We start from the raw sequence: 15,788 nt of genomic DNA, 5'->3' as shown, positions 1-15,788 counted from the left end.
AGCATATGAGCGAGTTGTTGTCCTCAGTCAGTGAACACCTGCTGGCGCCCGGTGGCGTCACGATCGAGAGCCTGCAAGGCGTGCTAGGCGACCTGGCCGGGCCGGGCATCGATGCGGCCGACCTGTATTTCCAGGGGCAGATCTCCGAGTCTTGGGCGCTGGAAGACGGCATCGTCAAGGAAGGCAGCTTCAACCTTGACCAAGGTGTGGGCGTGCGCGCGCAATCGGGTGAAAAAACCGGTTTTGCCTACAGCAATGCCATCACCCTGGAAGCCCTTGGCGCGGCGGCGCGGGCCGCCCGTTCGATTTCCCGCGCGGGCCAGAATGGCACCGTGCAGGCATTCACCAGCCAGGATGTCGCGCAGTTGTATGCGCCGGACAATCCTCTGGAAGTGCTGACCCGTGCCGAGAAAGTCGATTTGCTCAAGCGAGTCGATGCCGCGACCCGCGCCCTCGACCCACGCATCCAGCAAGTCACCGTGAGCATGGCCGGTGTCTGGGAGCGGATTCTGGTGGCTTCCACCGACGGCGGTCTGGCGGCGGATGTACGGCCGCTGGTGCGCTTCAACGTCAGCGTGATCGTCGAGCAGAACGGTCGCCGCGAACGAGGTGGTCATGGCGGTGGTGGTCGGACCGATTACCGTTATTTCCTCGGCGAAGACCGCGCCATGGGCTATGCCCGTGAAGCGTTGCGCCAGGCGCTGGTCAACCTCGAAGCCATTCCGGCACCGGCCGGTACCTTGCCGGTGGTACTCGGTTCCGGCTGGTCGGGCGTGTTGCTGCACGAAGCGGTCGGTCACGGTCTGGAAGGCGACTTCAACCGCAAGGGCAGTTCAGCCTACAGCGGTCGCATGGGCGAGATGGTTGCGTCGAAGCTGTGCACCATTGTCGATGATGGCACCCTGGCCGGTCGTCGTGGCTCGTTGAGTGTCGACGACGAAGGCACGCCGACCGAGTGCACCACGCTGATCGAAAACGGCGTACTCAAAGGCTACATGCAGGACAAGCTCAATGCCCGCCTGATGGGCGTGGCGCGCACCGGTAACGGTCGTCGCGAATCCTACGCGCACCTGCCGATGCCGCGCATGACCAACACCTACATGCTCGCCGGCGAAAGCGACCCGGCGGAAATCATCGCTTCGGTGAAGCGCGGCATTTACTGCGCCAACCTGGGTGGCGGTCAGGTGGACATCACCAGCGGCAAGTTCGTGTTCTCCACCAGCGAGGCGTACCTGATCGAGGACGGCAAGATTACCGCTCCGGTCAAGGGCGCGACCCTGATCGGCAACGGGCCGGAAGCCATGAGCAAGGTGTCGATGGTCGGTAATGATCTGTCGCTGGACAGCGGCGTGGGTACGTGTGGCAAGGATGGGCAGTCGGTGCCGGTGGGTGTCGGCCAGCCAACGCTGAAGATTGATGCGATCACCGTGGGTGGCACGGGGTCGTAAGAAGTGAGGCTGCGGGTGAGCTGCGAAGCAGCTCACCCGCTTCGAGAATTAACGCAGACCGCGTTGAGTCTCGTCCAGCTCACGGATGTACTTGAAGATTTTACGGCTGGAAGCAGGAGGTTTGTTTTGCGCAACCTCATGCTGGGCCTGACGGATCAGGGAACGCAATTGCTGGCGGTCCGCGTCCGGGTAGTCGACGACGAATTTTTCCAGTACGGCATCGTCGCCGGCAATCAGACGATCGCGCCAGCGTTCCAGGTTATGGAAGCGTTCGTTGTATTGACGGGTGGAGGCATCGAGTTGATCGAGCAGAACCAGAATGGCGGCAGTGTCCTGATCGCGCATCAGTTTGCCGATGAACTGAAGGTGCCGTTTTCGCGCGATGTTCGCGGTGTGCTTGGGCGCATCGGCCAGAGCCCGACGCATTCCGTCGGTCAAGGGCAGTTTTGCCAGCAAGTCAGGCTTGAGTGTTGTAAGGCGCTCGCCAAGGTCAACCAGAGCATGCAGCTCGCGTTTGACCTGGGATTTGCTTTTTTCTCCCGTATCGAGGGAGTCGTCGTAAGAATCAACCATGGTGGCCGTCCGCAAAGAAACGCCGCCATGATAACCAGTCGGGGGCCGCTTGTCCGGCCCGGTCGCTCGATGACCGTCACCGAAAGCAGAATTTGAGTGGAGAACAGCATGAGTGCAGTTGAAAGCGTCGGCCCACAAGCGTTGCCGGCACTGCAGGAACAAGTCGAGCAGATCATCGCTGAAGCCAAGCGCCAGGGGGCCAGCGCCTGTGAGGTGGCGGTGTCGCTTGAGCAGGGTTTGTCGACTACGGTGCGCCAGCGTGAAGTCGAAACGGTCGAATTCAACCGCGATCAGGGATTTGGCATCACCTTGTATGTCGGCCAGCGCAAAGGCTCGGCCAGCACTTCGGCCAGCGGTCCGGAAGCGATTCGCGAAACGGTTGCCGCTGCACTGGCTATCGCCAAACACACGTCAGAAGACGAAGCCTCGGGCCTCGCGGATGCCGCGCTGATGGCGCGGGATATTCAGGATTTCGACCTGTTCCACCAATGGGACATCACTCCGGAACAAGCCATCGAACAGGCCCTGGCCTGCGAAGCTGCGGCGTTTGCCGCCGACAACCGGATCAAGAACGCCGACGGCACCACCCTCAGTACCCATCAGGGCTGCCGTGTCTACGGCAACAGTCACGGGTTTATCGGCGGTTACGCATCGACTCGCCACAGCCTGAGCTGCGTGATGATCGCCGAGGCCGATGGCCAGATGCAGCGCGATTACTGGTACGACGTGAACCGCCAGGGCAATCTGCTCACCGACCCGGTGAGCATCGGTCAACGTGCTGCGCAACGGGCGGCGAGCCGTCTAGGCGCGCGTCCGGTACCGACTTGCGAGGTGCCGGTGCTATTTTCCGCAGAGTTGGCCGGGGGGCTGTTCGGCAGTTTCCTGTCGGCGATTTCCGGCGGCAGTCTGTATCGCAAGTCGTCCTTCCTCGAGGGCACCCTTGGGCAGAAGCTGTTTCCGGAGTGGCTGACCATCGACGAACGTCCGCATCTGATGCGTGCCATGGGCAGCGCAGCGTTCGACGGTGATGGTTTGGCAACCTACGCCAAACCGTTTGTCGAAAAGGGCGAATTGGTGTCTTACATCCTTGGCACCTACTCCGGTCGCAAGCTCGGCATGCCAAGTACGGCCAACGCTGGCGGCGTGCACAACCTGTTCGTCACCCACGGCGATGAAGACCAGGCGGCCTTGTTGCGGCGCATGGGGCGCGGGCTGTTGGTCACCGAGTTGATGGGCCAGGGGCTGAACATGGTCACCGGCGATTACTCCCGGGGCGCGGCGGGTTACTGGGTCGAGAACGGCGAAATCCAGTTCGCGGTCCAGGAAGTGACTATCGCCGGCAACATGCGTGACATGTTCAAACAGATTGTCGCGGTCGGTAATGATCTCGAACTTCGCAGCAACATCCGCACCGGTTCGGTGCTGATCGAGCGGATGACCGTAGCGGGCAGTTAATCCTTCCCGTGATACAAAAAAGGCGCGCCACCCAATGAGTGGCGCGCCTTTTTTATGGTTCTTCACGCAATCCCGGGAAACACAGAAACAAGAGCGCTGTTTTGCTTGATGAAGGTGATGGATGCGACGCTCGCCACAAAGCTGCGGCGTTTACTCGCCTTCGTCGAAGTAATTGTTGATCAAGGCCACCAGTGCATCCATCGCTTCCTGTTCCTGCTCGCCTTCCGTGCTCAGATGGATTTTTGTGCCCTTGCCCGCGGCGAGCATCATCATGGCCATGATGCTTTTTCCATCGACGGTGGATTCTGGCGTGCGTCCCACACGGATCGTGCAATCCTTGAATTGCCCGGCGACACCAACGAATTTTGCGGATGCCCGGGCATGCAAACCCAGTTTATTGATGATTTCGATTTCCAGAGCAGGCATCGCGATGTGAATCCTTTAGCTGAGGTCGCGGTGGCGGACCTGGACGTTCTTCAGGGATTGTTGCAGCGTTTGCCCCAGACGCTCGGTCAGGTAGACGGAACGGTGATGTCCGCCCGTGCAGCCAATGGCAATGGTGACGTAGGCGCGGTTGCTGGCGGCAAAGCGTGGCAGCCACTTTAGCAGGTATGTGGAAATGTCCTGGAACATCTCTTCGACATCCGGCTGAGCCGCCAGGTATTCCGCAACCGGTTGATCGAGCCCGGACTGCTCGCGCAACTCCGGTTTCCAGTAAGGGTTGGGCAGGCAGCGCACATCGAACACCAGGTCGGCGTCCACCGGCATTCCGCGCTTGAAGCCGAAGGATTCCACCAGGAACGCAGTCCCCGGCTCCGGCTGATTCAACAGACGCAGTTTGATGGCATCGCGCAGTTGATAAAGGTTCAGGCTGGTGGTGTTGATCTTGAGATCGGCAAGGTCGGCAATAGGCCCGAGCAGGACGCTCTCAACGTTGATGGCTTCGGCCAGCGAGCGGTTGGCATTGGTCAGGGGGTGACGTCGGCGGGTTTCCGAGAAACGCTTGAGCAGGGTTTCTTCGTCTGCGTCCAGGTACAGCACATCGCACTGGATGTGGCGGGCACGGACTTCCTCGAGCAGGTCGGGGAAGCGTGACAGGTGGCTGGGCAGGTTGCGCGCGTCAATGGAAACAGCGACCAGCGGCTGCAGCATCTCGGTATGAACCAGGGCGCGTTCGGCCAGCTCCGGCAGCAGACCGGCTGGCAGGTTGTCGATGCAGTAGTAGCCGCTGTCCTCAAGGACGTCGAGGGCGGTACTTTTACCTGAGCCGGAACGGCCACTGACGATGATCAAACGCATGATTACTGACCGTTTTGCTCGTCCAGGACAACCTGATACAAGGCTTCGTTGCTTGCAGCACTACGCAGCTTTTCGCGAACTTCCTTGCGGTCGAGCATGCTGGCGATCTGTCGCAGCAGCTCAAGGTGCGCATCGGTGGCGGCTTCCGGGACCAGCAGCACGAAGAGCAGGTCAACCGGCGCGCCGTCGATGGCGTCGAAATCGATAGGGGCGTCCAGGTGCATCAATGCACTGATGGGCGAAATACAGCCCTTGAGACGGCAATGTGGAATAGCGATGCCATTGCCAAACCCGGTGGAGCCGAGTTTTTCACGGGCGATCAGCGCCTCGAAGACATCTTGCATCTCCAGGGCCGGCACTTCGCGGGCGATAAGATTGGCAATTTGTTCGAGGGCTTTCTTTTTACTGCCTCCCGGCACGTTCACCAGGGAACGGCCGGGGGTCAGGATACTTTCAAGTCGGATCATGGGTTGGGGGTGTTAACGACCGGTTGCGCCCTGGAGGAGGCTCTGGGTCTTTTCCTTATGCTTTTTGAGTTGTTTATCCAGCTTGTCGGTGAGTGCGTCGATCGCGGCATACATATCGGTATGTTCCGCGTTGGCGACCACTTCATTCCCGGGAATATGCAGCGTGGCTTCGATTTTCTGCTTCAGTTTTTCGACGGTCATCGTGACCTGCACATTAGTGATCTTGTCGAAATGTCGCTCCAATCGTTCGAGTTTTTCGCCGATGTAGGTGCGAAGAGGTTCGGTCACTTCCAGTTGGTGTCCACTGATGTTGACTTGCATACAGCTTCTCCTTCGTTGCCAGTGCATAAAGCGGTAGATCAGATGATCTACCACTGGAACGCTGTGGCGTGGCCCTACATCAACCGCTTGCGTTCGCTCGAAGGCGCGATCCCGAGGGATTCGCGGTACTTGGCGACGGTGCGGCGAGCCACCTGAATGCCTTGTGCCTCCAGTAAACCAGCGATCTTGCTGTCACTCAACGGCTTTTTCTGATTTTCCGCTGCAACCAGTTTTTTGATGATCGCCCGGATCGCCGTGGACGAGCATTCGCCGCCTTCGGAGGTGCTTACGTGACTGGAAAAAAAGTACTTCAGTTCATAAATGCCCCGGGGGGTGTGCATGAACTTCTGGGTGGTCACCCGTGAAATCGTCGACTCGTGCATGCCGACCGCTTCGGCGATGTCATGCAGGACCAGCGGCTTCATGGCTTCGTCGCCGTACTCCAGAAAGCCGCGCTGATGCTCGACGATCTGGGTGGCAACCTTCATCAGGGTTTCATTGCGGCTTTGCAGGCTCTTGATGAACCAGCGGGCCTCCTGCAACTGATTGCGCATGAAGGTATTGTCGGCGCTGGTGTCGGCGCGGCGCACGAAACCGGCGTACTGGGCATTGACCCGCAGCCGTGGCACCGACTCCTGATTGAGCTCCACGAGCCAGCGCTCGTTGTCCTTGCGTACGATGACGTCAGGGACGACGTACTCGGCTTCGGTGGACTCGATCTGCGAGCCCGGGCGCGGGTTGAGGGTCTGGACCAACTCGATGACCTGGCGCAGCTCATCTTCCTTGAGCTTCATGCGACGCATCAACTGGCTGTAGTCGCGGCTGCCAAGCAGGTCGATGTAATCGGTAACCAGGCGCTTGGCCTCGGCCAGCCAAGGGGTTTTGGCAGGCAGCTGGCGCAATTGCAGCAGCAGGCATTCGCCCAGGTTGCGGGCGCCGATGCCGGCGGGCTCGAATTGCTGGATGCGGTGCAGGACGGCTTCGATTTCGTCCAGTTCGATGTCCAGTTCCGGGTCGAACGCTTCGAGGATTTCCTCGAGGGTTTCGTCCAGGTAGCCCTGATTGTTGATGCAATCGATCAGGGTCACGGCGATCAGGCGATCGGTGTCGGACATCGGGGCCAGATTCAGTTGCCACAGCAAGTGGCTCTGCAGGCTTTCGCCGGCCGAGGTGCGGGTGGTGAAGTCCCACTCGTCATCATCATTGCTGGGCAGGCTGCTGGCGCTGGTCTGGTAAACGTCTTCCCACGCGGTATCGACGGGGAGTTCGTTGGGGATACGCTCGTTCCAGTCTCCCTCATCGAGGTTATCTACCGTCGGGGCGCTTTCCTGGTAGGAGGGCTCCTGGATGTCGCTGTTGGGCTTTTGTTCGGCGTTGTCGGCCAGGGGGTCGGAATTGTCGAAGTCGTCGCCTTCTTCCTGGCGTTCGAGCATCGGATTGGACTCCAGGGCCTCCTGGATTTCCTGTTGCAGGTCCAGGGTCGACAATTGGAGCAGGCGGATGGCCTGTTGCAGCTGCGGTGTCATCGTCAGCTGCTGGCCCATTCTCAAGACTAGCGATGGTTTCATGGCAGGGGCTTAACACCTTATTCGCCGGCGCACATGCGCCATCCACTACAGGGCGCCGGGGCGCCAAACTTAAGCAAATTATATGCCTGAAACTAAAGGGTTTGCCTAGAGCGCTGTAACAATAAAAAACTATAAAGCTGTATTGCTGCGCTGCCCTTGTCGAGGGCTGATGACGCTTGTCGGCACGGAGGCGCTGGTGAGTGGCTGGTCAGGTGCCCGGGCAACGGCCTGGGCACGGCTCAGCGCTTACAGGCGGAACTCATGGCCCAGATACACTTCCTTGACCAGGTCGTTGGCCAGGATGGTCTCAGCGTCGCCTTCGGCAATCAGTTGGCCGTCATTGACGATATAGGCGGTTTCACAGATATCCAGGGTTTCACGAACGTTGTGGTCCGTGATCAGCACGCCAATGCCCTTGGCCTTGAGGTGGTGAATGATCTGCTTGATGTCGCCGACCGAAATCGGGTCCACGCCGGCGAAGGGCTCGTCGAGGAGGATGAATTTCGGATTGGTGGCCAGGGCGCGGGCTATTTCCACGCGACGGCGCTCACCACCGGACAGGCTCATGCCCAGGTTGTCGCGGATGTGGCTGATGTGGAATTCCTGCAGCAGGCTTTCCAGTTCCTTGCGACGACCGGCCTTGTCGAGTTCCTTGCGGGTCTCGAGGATGGCCATGATGTTGTCGGCCACCGACAGTTTGCGGAAGATCGATGCTTCTTGCGGCAAGTAGCCGATACCAGCCTTTGCGCGGCCGTGCATCGGTTGGTGGCTGACGTCCAAGTCATCGATCAGGACGCGGCCCTGGTCGGCTTGTACCAGGCCGACAATCATGTAGAAACAGGTGGTCTTGCCGGCGCCGTTCGGACCAAGCAGGCCGACGATCTGGCCGCTGTCGATGGACAGGCTGACATCACGCACGACCTGGCGGCTCTTGTAGCTCTTGGCCAGATGCTGAGCTTTCAGAGTTGCCATTACTGGGCCTTTTTCTCGTCGGTTTTCTTCTTCGGCTGGATCACCATGTCGATGCGCGGACGCGCTTCGGTGATCTTGCTGCCTGTGGCGCGACCGGCGCTGGCGAGTTTCTTGTCCGTGTCGTAGACAATTTTCTCGCCTTGGGTGACGTTGTTGTCCTTGTCGACAACTTTGGCCTTGTCGATCAGGACGACGCGATTTTGCGAAGCGTGATACTGGATCGTCACGCCCCAACCCTGGACAGGCTTGGTATCGCCAGCCGTTTGCAATTGCTCGAAGTACGCCAGGTTGCCCACCGAGGTCACGACGTCAATGTCGCCAGCCGGGGTGCGGGTGATGGTAACGGTGTTGCCTGTCACCTTCATCGAGCCTTGGGTGATGATCACGTCACCCTTATAGGTAGCAATACCTTGCTTGTCGTCCAGTTGGGCATCGTCGGCCTGAATACGGATAGGCTGCTGTTGGTCTTCCGGCAGAGCCCAGGCGCTCACGCTTCCCAGTGCTGCGCCCAGACTGAGCAAAATCGGGAGGGTTTTAACGAGCCTCATACTGTCCTCTTACGTTCGATAGCAGGTGTATCCTGCTTTCTTTCAAATACGCTTTCATTCCCTTGCCAGTCGATACACCGCCAGCGCCGTCGATTCTAACGTCTTGCTCGGTCTGCGCATATTGCTGCTGCGGGAACACGGTCATGCGTGTGCTGGTGATCAGGGTTCTACGGTTTTTTTCGTCGAAGCGCGTGATGCGCACGTCATCGATCAGTTCGACCTGTGTGCCATCAGGGTTGACCTCGCCGCGCAGGCTCTGGACATGCCACGGGAATTCAGTGCCGCGGAACACATTCAGGTCGGGGTTGGTCAGTAATGTCACCTCGGTCGATTTCACGTGCTCGACCTTGTCGGACACCAGATCATATTGCAGCTTGCCGTCGGGCAGGTACTGCACGCTGTGGGCGTTGATGGCGTAATAGTCGATCGCGCTTTCATCGACCGGCGTTACCGGCTTGTCGAGGAAACGTTCCGGGCTGATGTTCCAGTATCCAACCGCAGCGAATATCGCCGCGATGCAACTGAACATCAGGGTGTTGCGAAATTTTTTGCTCAGCATAGTGGGCTCACAGGTACGCCGCATTGGCCGCGTCGAGGCGGTCCTGGGCGCGCAGGATCAATTCGCAGAATTCGCGAGCGGCACCTTCGCCGCCACGGGCGAGGGTGATGCCGTGGGCGTGTTCACGCACGAAGCTGGCGGCATTGGCCACCGCCATGCCCAGGCCGACGCGGCGAATCACCGGCAGGTCCGGCAGGTCGTCGCCGAGGTAGGCCACCTGTTCATAGCTCAGGTTGAGTTGGGCCAGCAGTTCGTCGAGTACCACCAGTTTATCCTCGCGACCCTGATAGAGGTGCGGGATACCGAGGTTTTTGGCTCGTCGCTCGACCACCGGGGTCTTGCGGCCACTGATGATGGCGGTCTGCACGCCGGCGGCCATCAGCATCTTGATGCCCTGGCCGTCGAGGGTGTTGAATGTCTTGAACTCGCTGCCGTCTTCGAGGAAATACAGGCGCCCATCGGTCAGCACGCCATCGACATCGAACACCGCCAGCTTGATCTGTTTGCCGCGTTGCAGCAGGTCCGCACTCATTACATTACTCCTGCACGCAGCAAGTCGTGCATGTTCAAGGCGCCGACCGGGCGGTCTTCACTGTCGACTACAACCAGCGCGTTGATTTTATGGTCTTCCATGATTTTCAGCGCTTCGGCGGCGAGCATCTCGGCGCGGGCAGTCTTGCCGTGTGCTGTCATGACCTGATCGATGGTAGCGCTATGGATGTCGATGCTACGGTCCAGCGTGCGACGCAAGTCACCGTCAGTAAAGATTCCGGCCAGCTTTCCGTCGGCTTCCAGGATCACGGTCATGCCCAGGCCTTTGCGGGTCATTTCCATTAGCGCATCCTTCAGCAAGGTGCCGCGTTGTACTTGCGGTAACTCTTGCCCGGCGTGCATGACATTTTCCACTTTCAGCAGCAGGCGTCGGCCCAGGGCGCCGCCTGGATGGGAAAAGGCGAAGTCTTCGGCGGTAAAGCCACGGGCTTCCAGCAGCGCGACTGCCAAGGCGTCGCCCATGACCAGGGCGGCGGTGGTCGACGAGGTGGGGGCCAGGTTCAACGGACAGGCTTCGTGCTCGACGTGAACATTCAGGTTGACCTCGGCGGCCTTGGCTAGCGGCGAGTCAGGCTTGCCGGTCACGCTGATCAACTGAATGCCCAGGCGCTTGATCAGTGGCAGCAGGGTCACGATTTCATTGGTGGAGCCGGAATTCGAGAGCGCCAGAATGATGTCGTCGCGGGTAATCATGCCCATGTCGCCGTGGCTGGCTTCAGCCGGGTGCACAAAAAACGCCGTGGTGCCGGTGCTGGCCAAGGTCGCGGCAATCTTGTTGCCGATGTGTCCCGATTTGCCCATGCCGACCACAACCACGCGGCCTTTGCTGGCCAGAATCATCTCGCAAGCGCGTACGAAATCTGCGTCGATATGGGGTAGCAGGCCTTGCACGGCTTCTACCTCGAGGCGGATGGTGCGTTGTGCAGATTGAATCAGGTCGCTGGATTGGCTCATGTCAGAAATCGTATAGCCTGATGAAAAGGCGGCGATTATAACGGTTATGATCGAATCCCTCACGCTAGTTCGTCGCGCATTGCCATCCTTGTTGCCGGAAACCTTCTAAACGGGGCCTTCAACCTGTCATGCAGTTGAACATGACCTGGCTTTGGCCTTGGGCGCGCAGCCGTTGCAGTGATATAGTTCGCCGCCAGTTCGGCCTGCCCGGGAGGTATGTGCTTTTGTCAGAAAGCCAGGCGTCCGAGTGAGAGGCTGCATCGCAAGGAGTTTAGATGAGTGCCGATAACGCCTACGCGGTCGAGTTGAAGGGACTGTCCTTCAAGCGCGGTGCGCGCAGCATTTTCAATAATGTCGATATCCGTATCCCGCGCGGCAAGGTCACCGGCATCATGGGGCCTTCCGGGTGTGGCAAGACCACGCTCTTGCGTCTGATGGGCGCCCAGTTGCGGCCCACCAAGGGCGAAGTCTGGGTCAACGGTCAGAACCTGCCAAAACTGTCGCGCAGCGACCTGTTCGATGCGCGCAAGCATATGGGCGTGCTTTTTCAGAGCGGCGCACTGTTTACCGACCTCGATGTCTTCGAGAACGTCGCTTTTCCGTTGCGTGTTCATACCCAACTGCCGGATGAAATGATCCGCGACATTGTTCTGCTCAAATTGCAGGCAGTGGGCTTGCGCGGTGCCATCGACTTGATGCCCGACGAGCTTTCCGGCGGCATGAAACGCCGTGTTGCGCTGGCCCGGGCGATTGCGCTCGACCCGCAGATCCTCATGTACGACGAGCCCTTTGTCGGTCAGGACCCCATCGCAATGGGTGTTCTGGTGCGCCTCATCCGGTTGCTCAATGATGCGCTGGGCATCACCAGCATCGTGGTATCCCACGACCTGGCCGAGACCGCGAGCATTGCCGACTACATTTATGTGGTGGGCGATGGTCAGGTGTTGGGGCAGGGGACGCCTGACGAGTTGATGAATTCGGATGAACCGCGCATTCGTCAGTTCATGACCGGCGAACCCGATGGCCCGGTTCCGTACCACTTTCCAGCGACGGATTACCGCGCAGATCTTCTGGGGAAGCGCTGATGCGCAGAATTTCATTGATGGAGCGCGTTCGCCGCTTCGGCCAGGCCGGCATCGATGTACTGGCGGTGTTCGGGCGTTCGAGCCTGTTCCTGTTCCATGCCTTGCTCGGGCGGGGCGGTATTGGTGGCGGCTTCGGGCTGCTGGTCAAGCAGTTGCATTCGGTGGGCGTGATGTCCCTGGTGATCATCGTGGTCTCCGGGGTGTTCATCGGCATGGTGCTCGCGCTGCAGGGCTTCAACATTCTTTCCAGCTATGGTTCAGAGCAGGCTGTCGGGCAGATGGTGGCGCTGACACTGCTGCGTGAACTGGGGCCGGTGGTGACCGCCTTGCTGTTCGCCGGGCGCGCAGGTTCGGCGTTGACTGCCGAAATCGGCAACATGAAGTCCACCGAGCAGTTGTCCAGCCTGGAAATGATCGGGGTCGACCCGCTCAAGTACATCATCGCGCCACGCTTGTGGGCCGGTTTCATTTCCCTGCCGGTGCTGGCGATGATTTTCAGCGTGGTGGGTATCTGGGGCGGCTCGTGGGTAGCGGTCGACTGGCTGGGAGTCTATGAGGGCTCCTACTGGTCGAACATGCAGAACAGCGTGACGTTCGTCGACGATGTGCTCAACGGGATCATCAAAAGTATCGTATTTGCCTTTGTCGTGACCTGGATCGCCGTATTCCAAGGCTATGACTGCGAACCCACTTCCGAGGGGATCAGTCGTGCCACTACCAAGACCGTTGTATATGCCTCGTTGGCAGTACTCGGCCTGGATTTTATTCTGACTGCCTTGATGTTTGGAGATTTCTGATGCAAAACCGCACCCTGGAAATCGGTGTCGGCCTTTTCTTGCTGGCTGGCATCCTGGCTTTGCTCTTGTTGGCGTTGCGGGTCAGTGGCCTGTCCCCGACTCCGAGCACCGACACGTATAAACTTTACGCTTACTTCGACAATATCGCCGGTTTGACGGTCAGAGCAAAGGTGACCATGGCCGGTGTGACTATCGGCAAGGTCACGGCCATCGATCTGGATCGCGACAGTTTCACCGGTCGGGTGACCATGCAGCTGGAAAAACGCATCGATAATCTGCCGGCGGACTCCACTGCATCTATCCTGACTGCTGGCCTGTTGGGCGAGAAGTACATCGGTATCAGCGTGGGCGGGGAAGACACCCTGCTCAAGGATGGTGGAACCATCCATGACACGCAGTCATCGCTGGTGCTCGAAGACCTGATCGGTAAATTCCTGCTCAATACCGTTAGCAAAGAAGCTAAATGAGGAACTGTTAAATGATCTCTACCTTGCGACGTGGCCTGTTGGTATTGCTTGCGGTGTTTCCGTTAGTGTCCCACGCCGTAGCGGCGCCTTCGGCGCACGATCTGGTGCAGGACACAACCGACCGTATGCTCGCGGACCTGGCGGCAAACAAAGAGAAGTACAAGCAGGATCCGCAAGATTTTTATGCGGCGCTGAACACCATCGTCGGGCCGGTCGTGGATGCCGAGGGTATTTCCAAGAGCATCATGACGGTCAAGTACTCGCGTAAAGCTACGCCTGCACAGATGAAGACCTTCGAAGAAAACTTCAAGAAGGGGCTGTTCCAGTTCTATGGCAATGCCTTGCTGGAGTACAACAACCAGGGCATCACCGTTGAACCGGCCAAAGACGAGTCGGGCGACCGTACCAGTGTAGGCATGACTGTCAAAGGCAGCAGCGGCGCGATCTATCCAGTGTCTTACACGCTGGAAAAGATCAATGGTGAGTGGAAGCTGCGTAACGTCATCATCAATGGCATCAATATCGGCAAGCTGTTCCGCGATCAGTTCGCCGATGCGATGCAGCGCAATGGCAACGACCTGGACAAGACCATCAATGGTTGGGCCGGGGAAGTCGCCAAGGCCAAGGAAGCCACCGACAAGAAACCAGAGCAGTCAGCCCAATGAGTGAGTCGGCAGTCCAGATGGGCGAAGCGGGCGAGCTGCGACTCAGTGGCGTGCTGGATTACCGCACCGGTCCTGGCCTTCGCGAGCAGGGCAAGGCGCTGATCAAGGCCAGCAACGCTGCAGCGCTGGTGGTCGATTGCTCGGCGGTAACCAAGTCCAGCAGTGTCGGTTTGTCGTTGCTGCTGTGCTTTATCCGTGATGCGCAGGAGGCCGGCAAGGCCCTGAGCATCCGTGGGATGCCGGAAGACATGCGTGAAATCGCTCAGGTCAGCGAGCTGACCGAGCTGTTGGCGCGTCCCTAACCCGCATCTATGAAGAAGCCCCCCGTCTGAGTCCTGCTTGGCGGGGTTCGCAGGCGCGGGGCTTTTTTGTATGATGTCCGACCCGCGCGCACAGGGCGCCGATTGAGGTTGAGCATGCAGGCCAACGAAGTTAAGAGCTTTCTTGAAGGAAAGCTGCCCGGAACGAAAGTAGAAGTCGAGGGCGAAGGCTGCAATTTCCAGCTGAACGTGATTAGCGATGAACTGGCGGCGTTGAGCCCGGTCAAGCGTCAGCAGCAGGTCTATGCCCATTTGAACCCATGGATCACCGATGGCAGCATCCATGCGGTCACTATGAAATTTTTCAGCAGCGCGGCCTGGGCCGAGCGCACCTGAGCCCAAGGGCGTCGAGATTCTTATGGATAAATTGATTATTACTGGCGGTGCTCGTCTTGACGGCGAGATCCGCATCTCCGGGGCAAAGAACTCTGCCCTGCCGATCCTGGCGGCTACCCTGCTGTGCGATGGCCCGGTGACTGTGGCCAACCTGCCGCACCTGCACGACATCACCACCATGATCGAGCTGTTCGGGCGCATGGGTATCGAACCTGTGATCGACGAGAAACTGGCCGTCGAAATCGACCCGCGCACCATCAAGACCCTGGTCGCACCTTACGAACTGGTTAAAACCATGCGTGCGTCGATTCTGGTGCTCGGTCCGATGGTTGCTCGTTTCGGTGAAGCCGAAGTCGCCTTGCCTGGCGGTTGCGCCATCGGTTCGCGTCCGGTTGACCTGCACATCCGTGGCCTGGAAGCCATGGGCGCCGTCATCGACGTCGAAGGCGGCTACATCAAGGCCAAGGCGCCTGAAGGCGGCCTGCGCGGTGCGCACTTCTTCTTCGATACCGTCAGTGTGACCGGTACCGAAAACATCATGATGGCCGCAGCCTTGGCCAAGGGCCGTAGCGTCCTGCAAAACGCCGCTCGCGAGCCTGAAGTGGTCGACCTGGCGAACTTCCTGAACGCCATGGGCGCCAAGGTTTCCGGCGCTGGTACCGATACCATCACCATCGATGGCGTCGAACGTCTGCACACCACCACTTATAAAGTAATGCCTGACCGCATCGAAACCGGCACCTATCTGGTGGCGGCGGCGGTGACCGGTGGTCGTGTGAAGGTCAAGGATACGGATCCGACCATCCTCGAAGCCGTTCTGGAAAAACTCCGTGAGTCCGGTGCCGAAATCACCTGTGGCGAAGACTGGATCGAGCTGAACATGCACGGTAAGCGTCCGAAAGCCGTCAACGTGCGGACCGCTCCGTACCCGGCGTTCCCGACCGACATGCAGGCGCAGTTCATCTCCCTCAACGCCATTGCCGAAGGCACCGGCGCTGTGATCGAGACGATCTTTGAAAACCGCTTCATGCACGTCTACGAGCTGCACCGCATGGGCGCCAAGATCCAGGTCGAAGGCAACACCGCCATCGTCACCGGCACCGAAAAGCTCAAGGGCGCGCCAGTGATGGCGACCGACCTGCGTGCTTCGGCCAGCCTGGTGATCTCGGCCCTGATCGCCGAAGGCGACACGCTGATCGACCGCATCTACCACATAGACCGTGGCTATGAGTGCATCGAAGAAAAACTGCAGATGCTGGGCGCCAAGATCCGTCGCGTTCCGGGCTAGTCCCTGCTGTATGGGCATAAGGACATGCCCGTTGATTTGTTGAAGTCGAGCCGTTTTCGGCTCGATGTGTGTCCGGCGCCATTTGCGACCGGGCATGAGTACCTTGATAAGGAC

Annotated in this window: 20 protein-coding genes; 9 read left to right on the top strand and 11 right to left on the bottom strand. The window is 59.2% G+C overall.

What is annotated here, in order from left to right; translation table 11 throughout:
* Nucleotides 1-5: 5 nt before the first annotated feature.
* The gene (gene tldD / locus AC3WTM_RS01290; protein WP_102669080.1) at nt 6-1,448 is read left to right on the top strand and encodes a metalloprotease TldD; all 1,443 of its coding nucleotides are present in this window, start codon (nt 6-8) and stop codon (nt 1,446-1,448) included.
* A 48-nt stretch (nt 1,449-1,496) separates the two neighbouring features.
* Here the strand turns inward: tldD and yjgA are convergent, their stop codons facing one another.
* Nucleotides 1,497-2,021 carry a ribosome biogenesis factor YjgA gene (gene yjgA, locus AC3WTM_RS01285; RefSeq protein WP_056728351.1) on the bottom strand — a complete coding sequence of 175 codons (525 nt, stop codon included), beginning with the start codon at nt 2,019-2,021 and terminating at the stop codon, nt 1,497-1,499.
* Between the two features lie 108 nt (nt 2,022-2,129).
* Here yjgA and pmbA point away from each other — a divergent pair, with 108 nt between their 5' ends.
* Nucleotides 2,130-3,476, top strand: a complete 1,347-nt coding sequence (pmbA, locus tag AC3WTM_RS01280; protein WP_102669081.1) for a metalloprotease PmbA — start codon at nt 2,130-2,132, stop codon at nt 3,474-3,476.
* 150 nt (nt 3,477-3,626) lie between these two features.
* Here the strand turns inward: pmbA and AC3WTM_RS01275 are convergent, their stop codons facing one another.
* The 10 genes from AC3WTM_RS01275 to AC3WTM_RS01230 all read right to left on the bottom strand — a co-directional run bounded on the left by AC3WTM_RS01275 (nt 3,627) and on the right by AC3WTM_RS01230 (nt 10,716).
* Nucleotides 3,627-3,902, bottom strand: coding sequence for an HPr family phosphocarrier protein (locus tag AC3WTM_RS01275; protein ID WP_008018720.1), 276 nt, complete (start codon nt 3,900-3,902; stop codon nt 3,627-3,629).
* 15 nt (nt 3,903-3,917) lie between these two features.
* On the bottom strand, nt 3,918-4,775 hold the full coding sequence (gene rapZ, locus AC3WTM_RS01270) for an RNase adapter RapZ (protein ID WP_102669082.1): 858 nt from the start codon (nt 4,773-4,775) through the stop codon (nt 3,918-3,920).
* 2 nt (nt 4,776-4,777) lie between these two features.
* The gene (gene ptsN / locus AC3WTM_RS01265) at nt 4,778-5,242 is read right to left on the bottom strand and encodes a PTS IIA-like nitrogen regulatory protein PtsN (RefSeq protein WP_102669083.1); all 465 of its coding nucleotides are present in this window, start codon (nt 5,240-5,242) and stop codon (nt 4,778-4,780) included.
* Nucleotides 5,243-5,254: 12 nt separating this feature from the next.
* The gene (gene hpf, locus AC3WTM_RS01260) at nt 5,255-5,563 is read right to left on the bottom strand and encodes a ribosome hibernation-promoting factor, HPF/YfiA family (RefSeq protein ID WP_007941242.1); all 309 of its coding nucleotides are present in this window, start codon (nt 5,561-5,563) and stop codon (nt 5,255-5,257) included.
* Between the two features lie 74 nt (nt 5,564-5,637).
* A complete protein-coding gene (locus AC3WTM_RS01255) occupies nt 5,638-7,131 on the bottom strand; it encodes an RNA polymerase factor sigma-54 (RefSeq protein WP_102669084.1) in 1,494 nt (497 codons plus the stop codon).
* Nucleotides 7,132-7,377: 246 nt separating this feature from the next.
* Nucleotides 7,378-8,103 carry an LPS export ABC transporter ATP-binding protein gene (lptB, locus tag AC3WTM_RS01250; RefSeq protein WP_008054366.1) on the bottom strand — a complete coding sequence of 242 codons (726 nt, stop codon included), beginning with the start codon at nt 8,101-8,103 and terminating at the stop codon, nt 7,378-7,380.
* Nucleotides 8,103-8,651, bottom strand: a complete 549-nt coding sequence (gene lptA, locus AC3WTM_RS01245; RefSeq protein ID WP_102669085.1) for a lipopolysaccharide transport periplasmic protein LptA — start codon at nt 8,649-8,651, stop codon at nt 8,103-8,105. The genes lptB and lptA overlap by 1 nt, the downstream gene beginning before the upstream one ends.
* Complete coding sequence (gene lptC / locus AC3WTM_RS01240) at nt 8,638-9,210, bottom strand: LPS export ABC transporter periplasmic protein LptC (protein ID WP_102669086.1); 573 nt, start codon at nt 9,208-9,210, stop codon at nt 8,638-8,640. The genes lptA and lptC overlap by 14 nt, the downstream gene beginning before the upstream one ends.
* A 7-nt stretch (nt 9,211-9,217) precedes the next feature.
* Nucleotides 9,218-9,742, bottom strand: coding sequence for a KdsC family phosphatase (locus AC3WTM_RS01235; RefSeq protein ID WP_008018712.1), 525 nt, complete (start codon nt 9,740-9,742; stop codon nt 9,218-9,220).
* Nucleotides 9,742-10,716 carry a KpsF/GutQ family sugar-phosphate isomerase gene (locus AC3WTM_RS01230; protein WP_057716416.1) on the bottom strand — a complete coding sequence of 325 codons (975 nt, stop codon included), beginning with the start codon at nt 10,714-10,716 and terminating at the stop codon, nt 9,742-9,744. The genes AC3WTM_RS01235 and AC3WTM_RS01230 overlap by 1 nt, the downstream gene beginning before the upstream one ends.
* 275 nt (nt 10,717-10,991) lie before the next feature.
* On the opposite strand from AC3WTM_RS01230, the gene AC3WTM_RS01225 reads away from it, so the two are divergent.
* The 7 genes from AC3WTM_RS01225 to murA all read left to right on the top strand — a co-directional run bounded on the left by AC3WTM_RS01225 (nt 10,992) and on the right by murA (nt 15,674).
* Nucleotides 10,992-11,801 carry an ATP-binding cassette domain-containing protein gene (locus AC3WTM_RS01225; RefSeq protein ID WP_008018709.1) on the top strand — a complete coding sequence of 270 codons (810 nt, stop codon included), beginning with the start codon at nt 10,992-10,994 and terminating at the stop codon, nt 11,799-11,801.
* Nucleotides 11,801-12,598: a lipid asymmetry maintenance ABC transporter permease subunit MlaE gene (gene mlaE / locus AC3WTM_RS01220; RefSeq protein WP_102669087.1), complete on the top strand. Its 798-nt coding sequence runs from the start codon at nt 11,801-11,803 to the stop codon at nt 12,596-12,598. Before AC3WTM_RS01225 ends, mlaE begins: the two co-directional genes overlap by 1 nt.
* A complete protein-coding gene (mlaD, locus tag AC3WTM_RS01215; RefSeq protein ID WP_007970271.1) occupies nt 12,598-13,065 on the top strand; it encodes an outer membrane lipid asymmetry maintenance protein MlaD in 468 nt (155 codons plus the stop codon). The genes mlaE and mlaD overlap by 1 nt, the downstream gene beginning before the upstream one ends.
* Nucleotides 13,066-13,076: 11 nt before the next feature.
* The gene (locus AC3WTM_RS01210; RefSeq protein ID WP_102669088.1) at nt 13,077-13,730 is read left to right on the top strand and encodes an MlaC/ttg2D family ABC transporter substrate-binding protein; all 654 of its coding nucleotides are present in this window, start codon (nt 13,077-13,079) and stop codon (nt 13,728-13,730) included.
* On the top strand, nt 13,727-14,032 hold the full coding sequence (locus AC3WTM_RS01205; RefSeq protein ID WP_102669089.1) for an STAS domain-containing protein: 306 nt from the start codon (nt 13,727-13,729) through the stop codon (nt 14,030-14,032). The genes AC3WTM_RS01210 and AC3WTM_RS01205 overlap by 4 nt, the downstream gene beginning before the upstream one ends.
* A 114-nt stretch (nt 14,033-14,146) precedes the next feature.
* Complete coding sequence (locus AC3WTM_RS01200; RefSeq protein ID WP_020796650.1) at nt 14,147-14,386, top strand: BolA family protein; 240 nt, start codon at nt 14,147-14,149, stop codon at nt 14,384-14,386.
* Nucleotides 14,387-14,408: 22 nt separating this feature from the next.
* The gene (gene murA, locus AC3WTM_RS01195) at nt 14,409-15,674 is read left to right on the top strand and encodes a UDP-N-acetylglucosamine 1-carboxyvinyltransferase (RefSeq protein ID WP_056728381.1); all 1,266 of its coding nucleotides are present in this window, start codon (nt 14,409-14,411) and stop codon (nt 15,672-15,674) included.
* Nucleotides 15,675-15,788 lie beyond the last annotated feature (114 nt).

The organism is Pseudomonas sp. EU05-FHT14B02, assembly GCF_058791055.1.
Note: the sequence above shows the minus strand (reverse complement) of the source record. Positions and strands in the feature narration are given on the sequence as shown.

What these genes read in the sequence shown, in the direction of transcription:
- pmbA (WP_102669081.1), top strand. Translation starts at nt 2,130, where the DNA reads ATGAGTGCAGTTGAAAGCGTCGGCCCACAAGCGTTGCCGGCACTGCAG.
- tldD (WP_102669080.1), top strand. Translation starts at nt 6, where the DNA reads ATGAGCGAGTTGTTGTCCTCAGTCAGTGAACACCTGCTGGCGCCCGGT.
- rapZ (WP_102669082.1), bottom strand. Translation starts at nt 4,775, where the DNA reads ATGCGTTTGATCATCGTCAGTGGCCGTTCCGGCTCAGGTAAAAGTACC.
- mlaD (WP_007970271.1), top strand. Translation starts at nt 12,598, where the DNA reads ATGCAAAACCGCACCCTGGAAATCGGTGTCGGCCTTTTCTTGCTGGCT.
- AC3WTM_RS01235 (WP_008018712.1), bottom strand. Translation starts at nt 9,742, where the DNA reads ATGAGTGCGGACCTGCTGCAACGCGGCAAACAGATCAAGCTGGCGGTG.
- lptA (WP_102669085.1), bottom strand. Translation starts at nt 8,651, where the DNA reads ATGAGGCTCGTTAAAACCCTCCCGATTTTGCTCAGTCTGGGCGCAGCA.
- AC3WTM_RS01230 (WP_057716416.1), bottom strand. Translation starts at nt 10,716, where the DNA reads ATGAGCCAATCCAGCGACCTGATTCAATCTGCACAACGCACCATCCGC.
- AC3WTM_RS01225 (WP_008018709.1), top strand. Translation starts at nt 10,992, where the DNA reads ATGAGTGCCGATAACGCCTACGCGGTCGAGTTGAAGGGACTGTCCTTC.
- AC3WTM_RS01255 (WP_102669084.1), bottom strand. Translation starts at nt 7,131, where the DNA reads ATGAAACCATCGCTAGTCTTGAGAATGGGCCAGCAGCTGACGATGACA.
- ptsN (WP_102669083.1), bottom strand. Translation starts at nt 5,242, where the DNA reads ATGATCCGACTTGAAAGTATCCTGACCCCCGGCCGTTCCCTGGTGAAC.
- AC3WTM_RS01275 (WP_008018720.1), bottom strand. Translation starts at nt 3,902, where the DNA reads ATGCCTGCTCTGGAAATCGAAATCATCAATAAACTGGGTTTGCATGCC.
- AC3WTM_RS01210 (WP_102669088.1), top strand. Translation starts at nt 13,077, where the DNA reads ATGATCTCTACCTTGCGACGTGGCCTGTTGGTATTGCTTGCGGTGTTT.
- murA (WP_056728381.1), top strand. Translation starts at nt 14,409, where the DNA reads ATGGATAAATTGATTATTACTGGCGGTGCTCGTCTTGACGGCGAGATC.
- lptC (WP_102669086.1), bottom strand. Translation starts at nt 9,210, where the DNA reads ATGCTGAGCAAAAAATTTCGCAACACCCTGATGTTCAGTTGCATCGCG.
- yjgA (WP_056728351.1), bottom strand. Translation starts at nt 2,021, where the DNA reads ATGGTTGATTCTTACGACGACTCCCTCGATACGGGAGAAAAAAGCAAA.
- lptB (WP_008054366.1), bottom strand. Translation starts at nt 8,103, where the DNA reads ATGGCAACTCTGAAAGCTCAGCATCTGGCCAAGAGCTACAAGAGCCGC.
- hpf (WP_007941242.1), bottom strand. Translation starts at nt 5,563, where the DNA reads ATGCAAGTCAACATCAGTGGACACCAACTGGAAGTGACCGAACCTCTT.
- mlaE (WP_102669087.1), top strand. Translation starts at nt 11,801, where the DNA reads ATGCGCAGAATTTCATTGATGGAGCGCGTTCGCCGCTTCGGCCAGGCC.
- AC3WTM_RS01205 (WP_102669089.1), top strand. Translation starts at nt 13,727, where the DNA reads ATGAGTGAGTCGGCAGTCCAGATGGGCGAAGCGGGCGAGCTGCGACTC.
- AC3WTM_RS01200 (WP_020796650.1), top strand. Translation starts at nt 14,147, where the DNA reads ATGCAGGCCAACGAAGTTAAGAGCTTTCTTGAAGGAAAGCTGCCCGGA.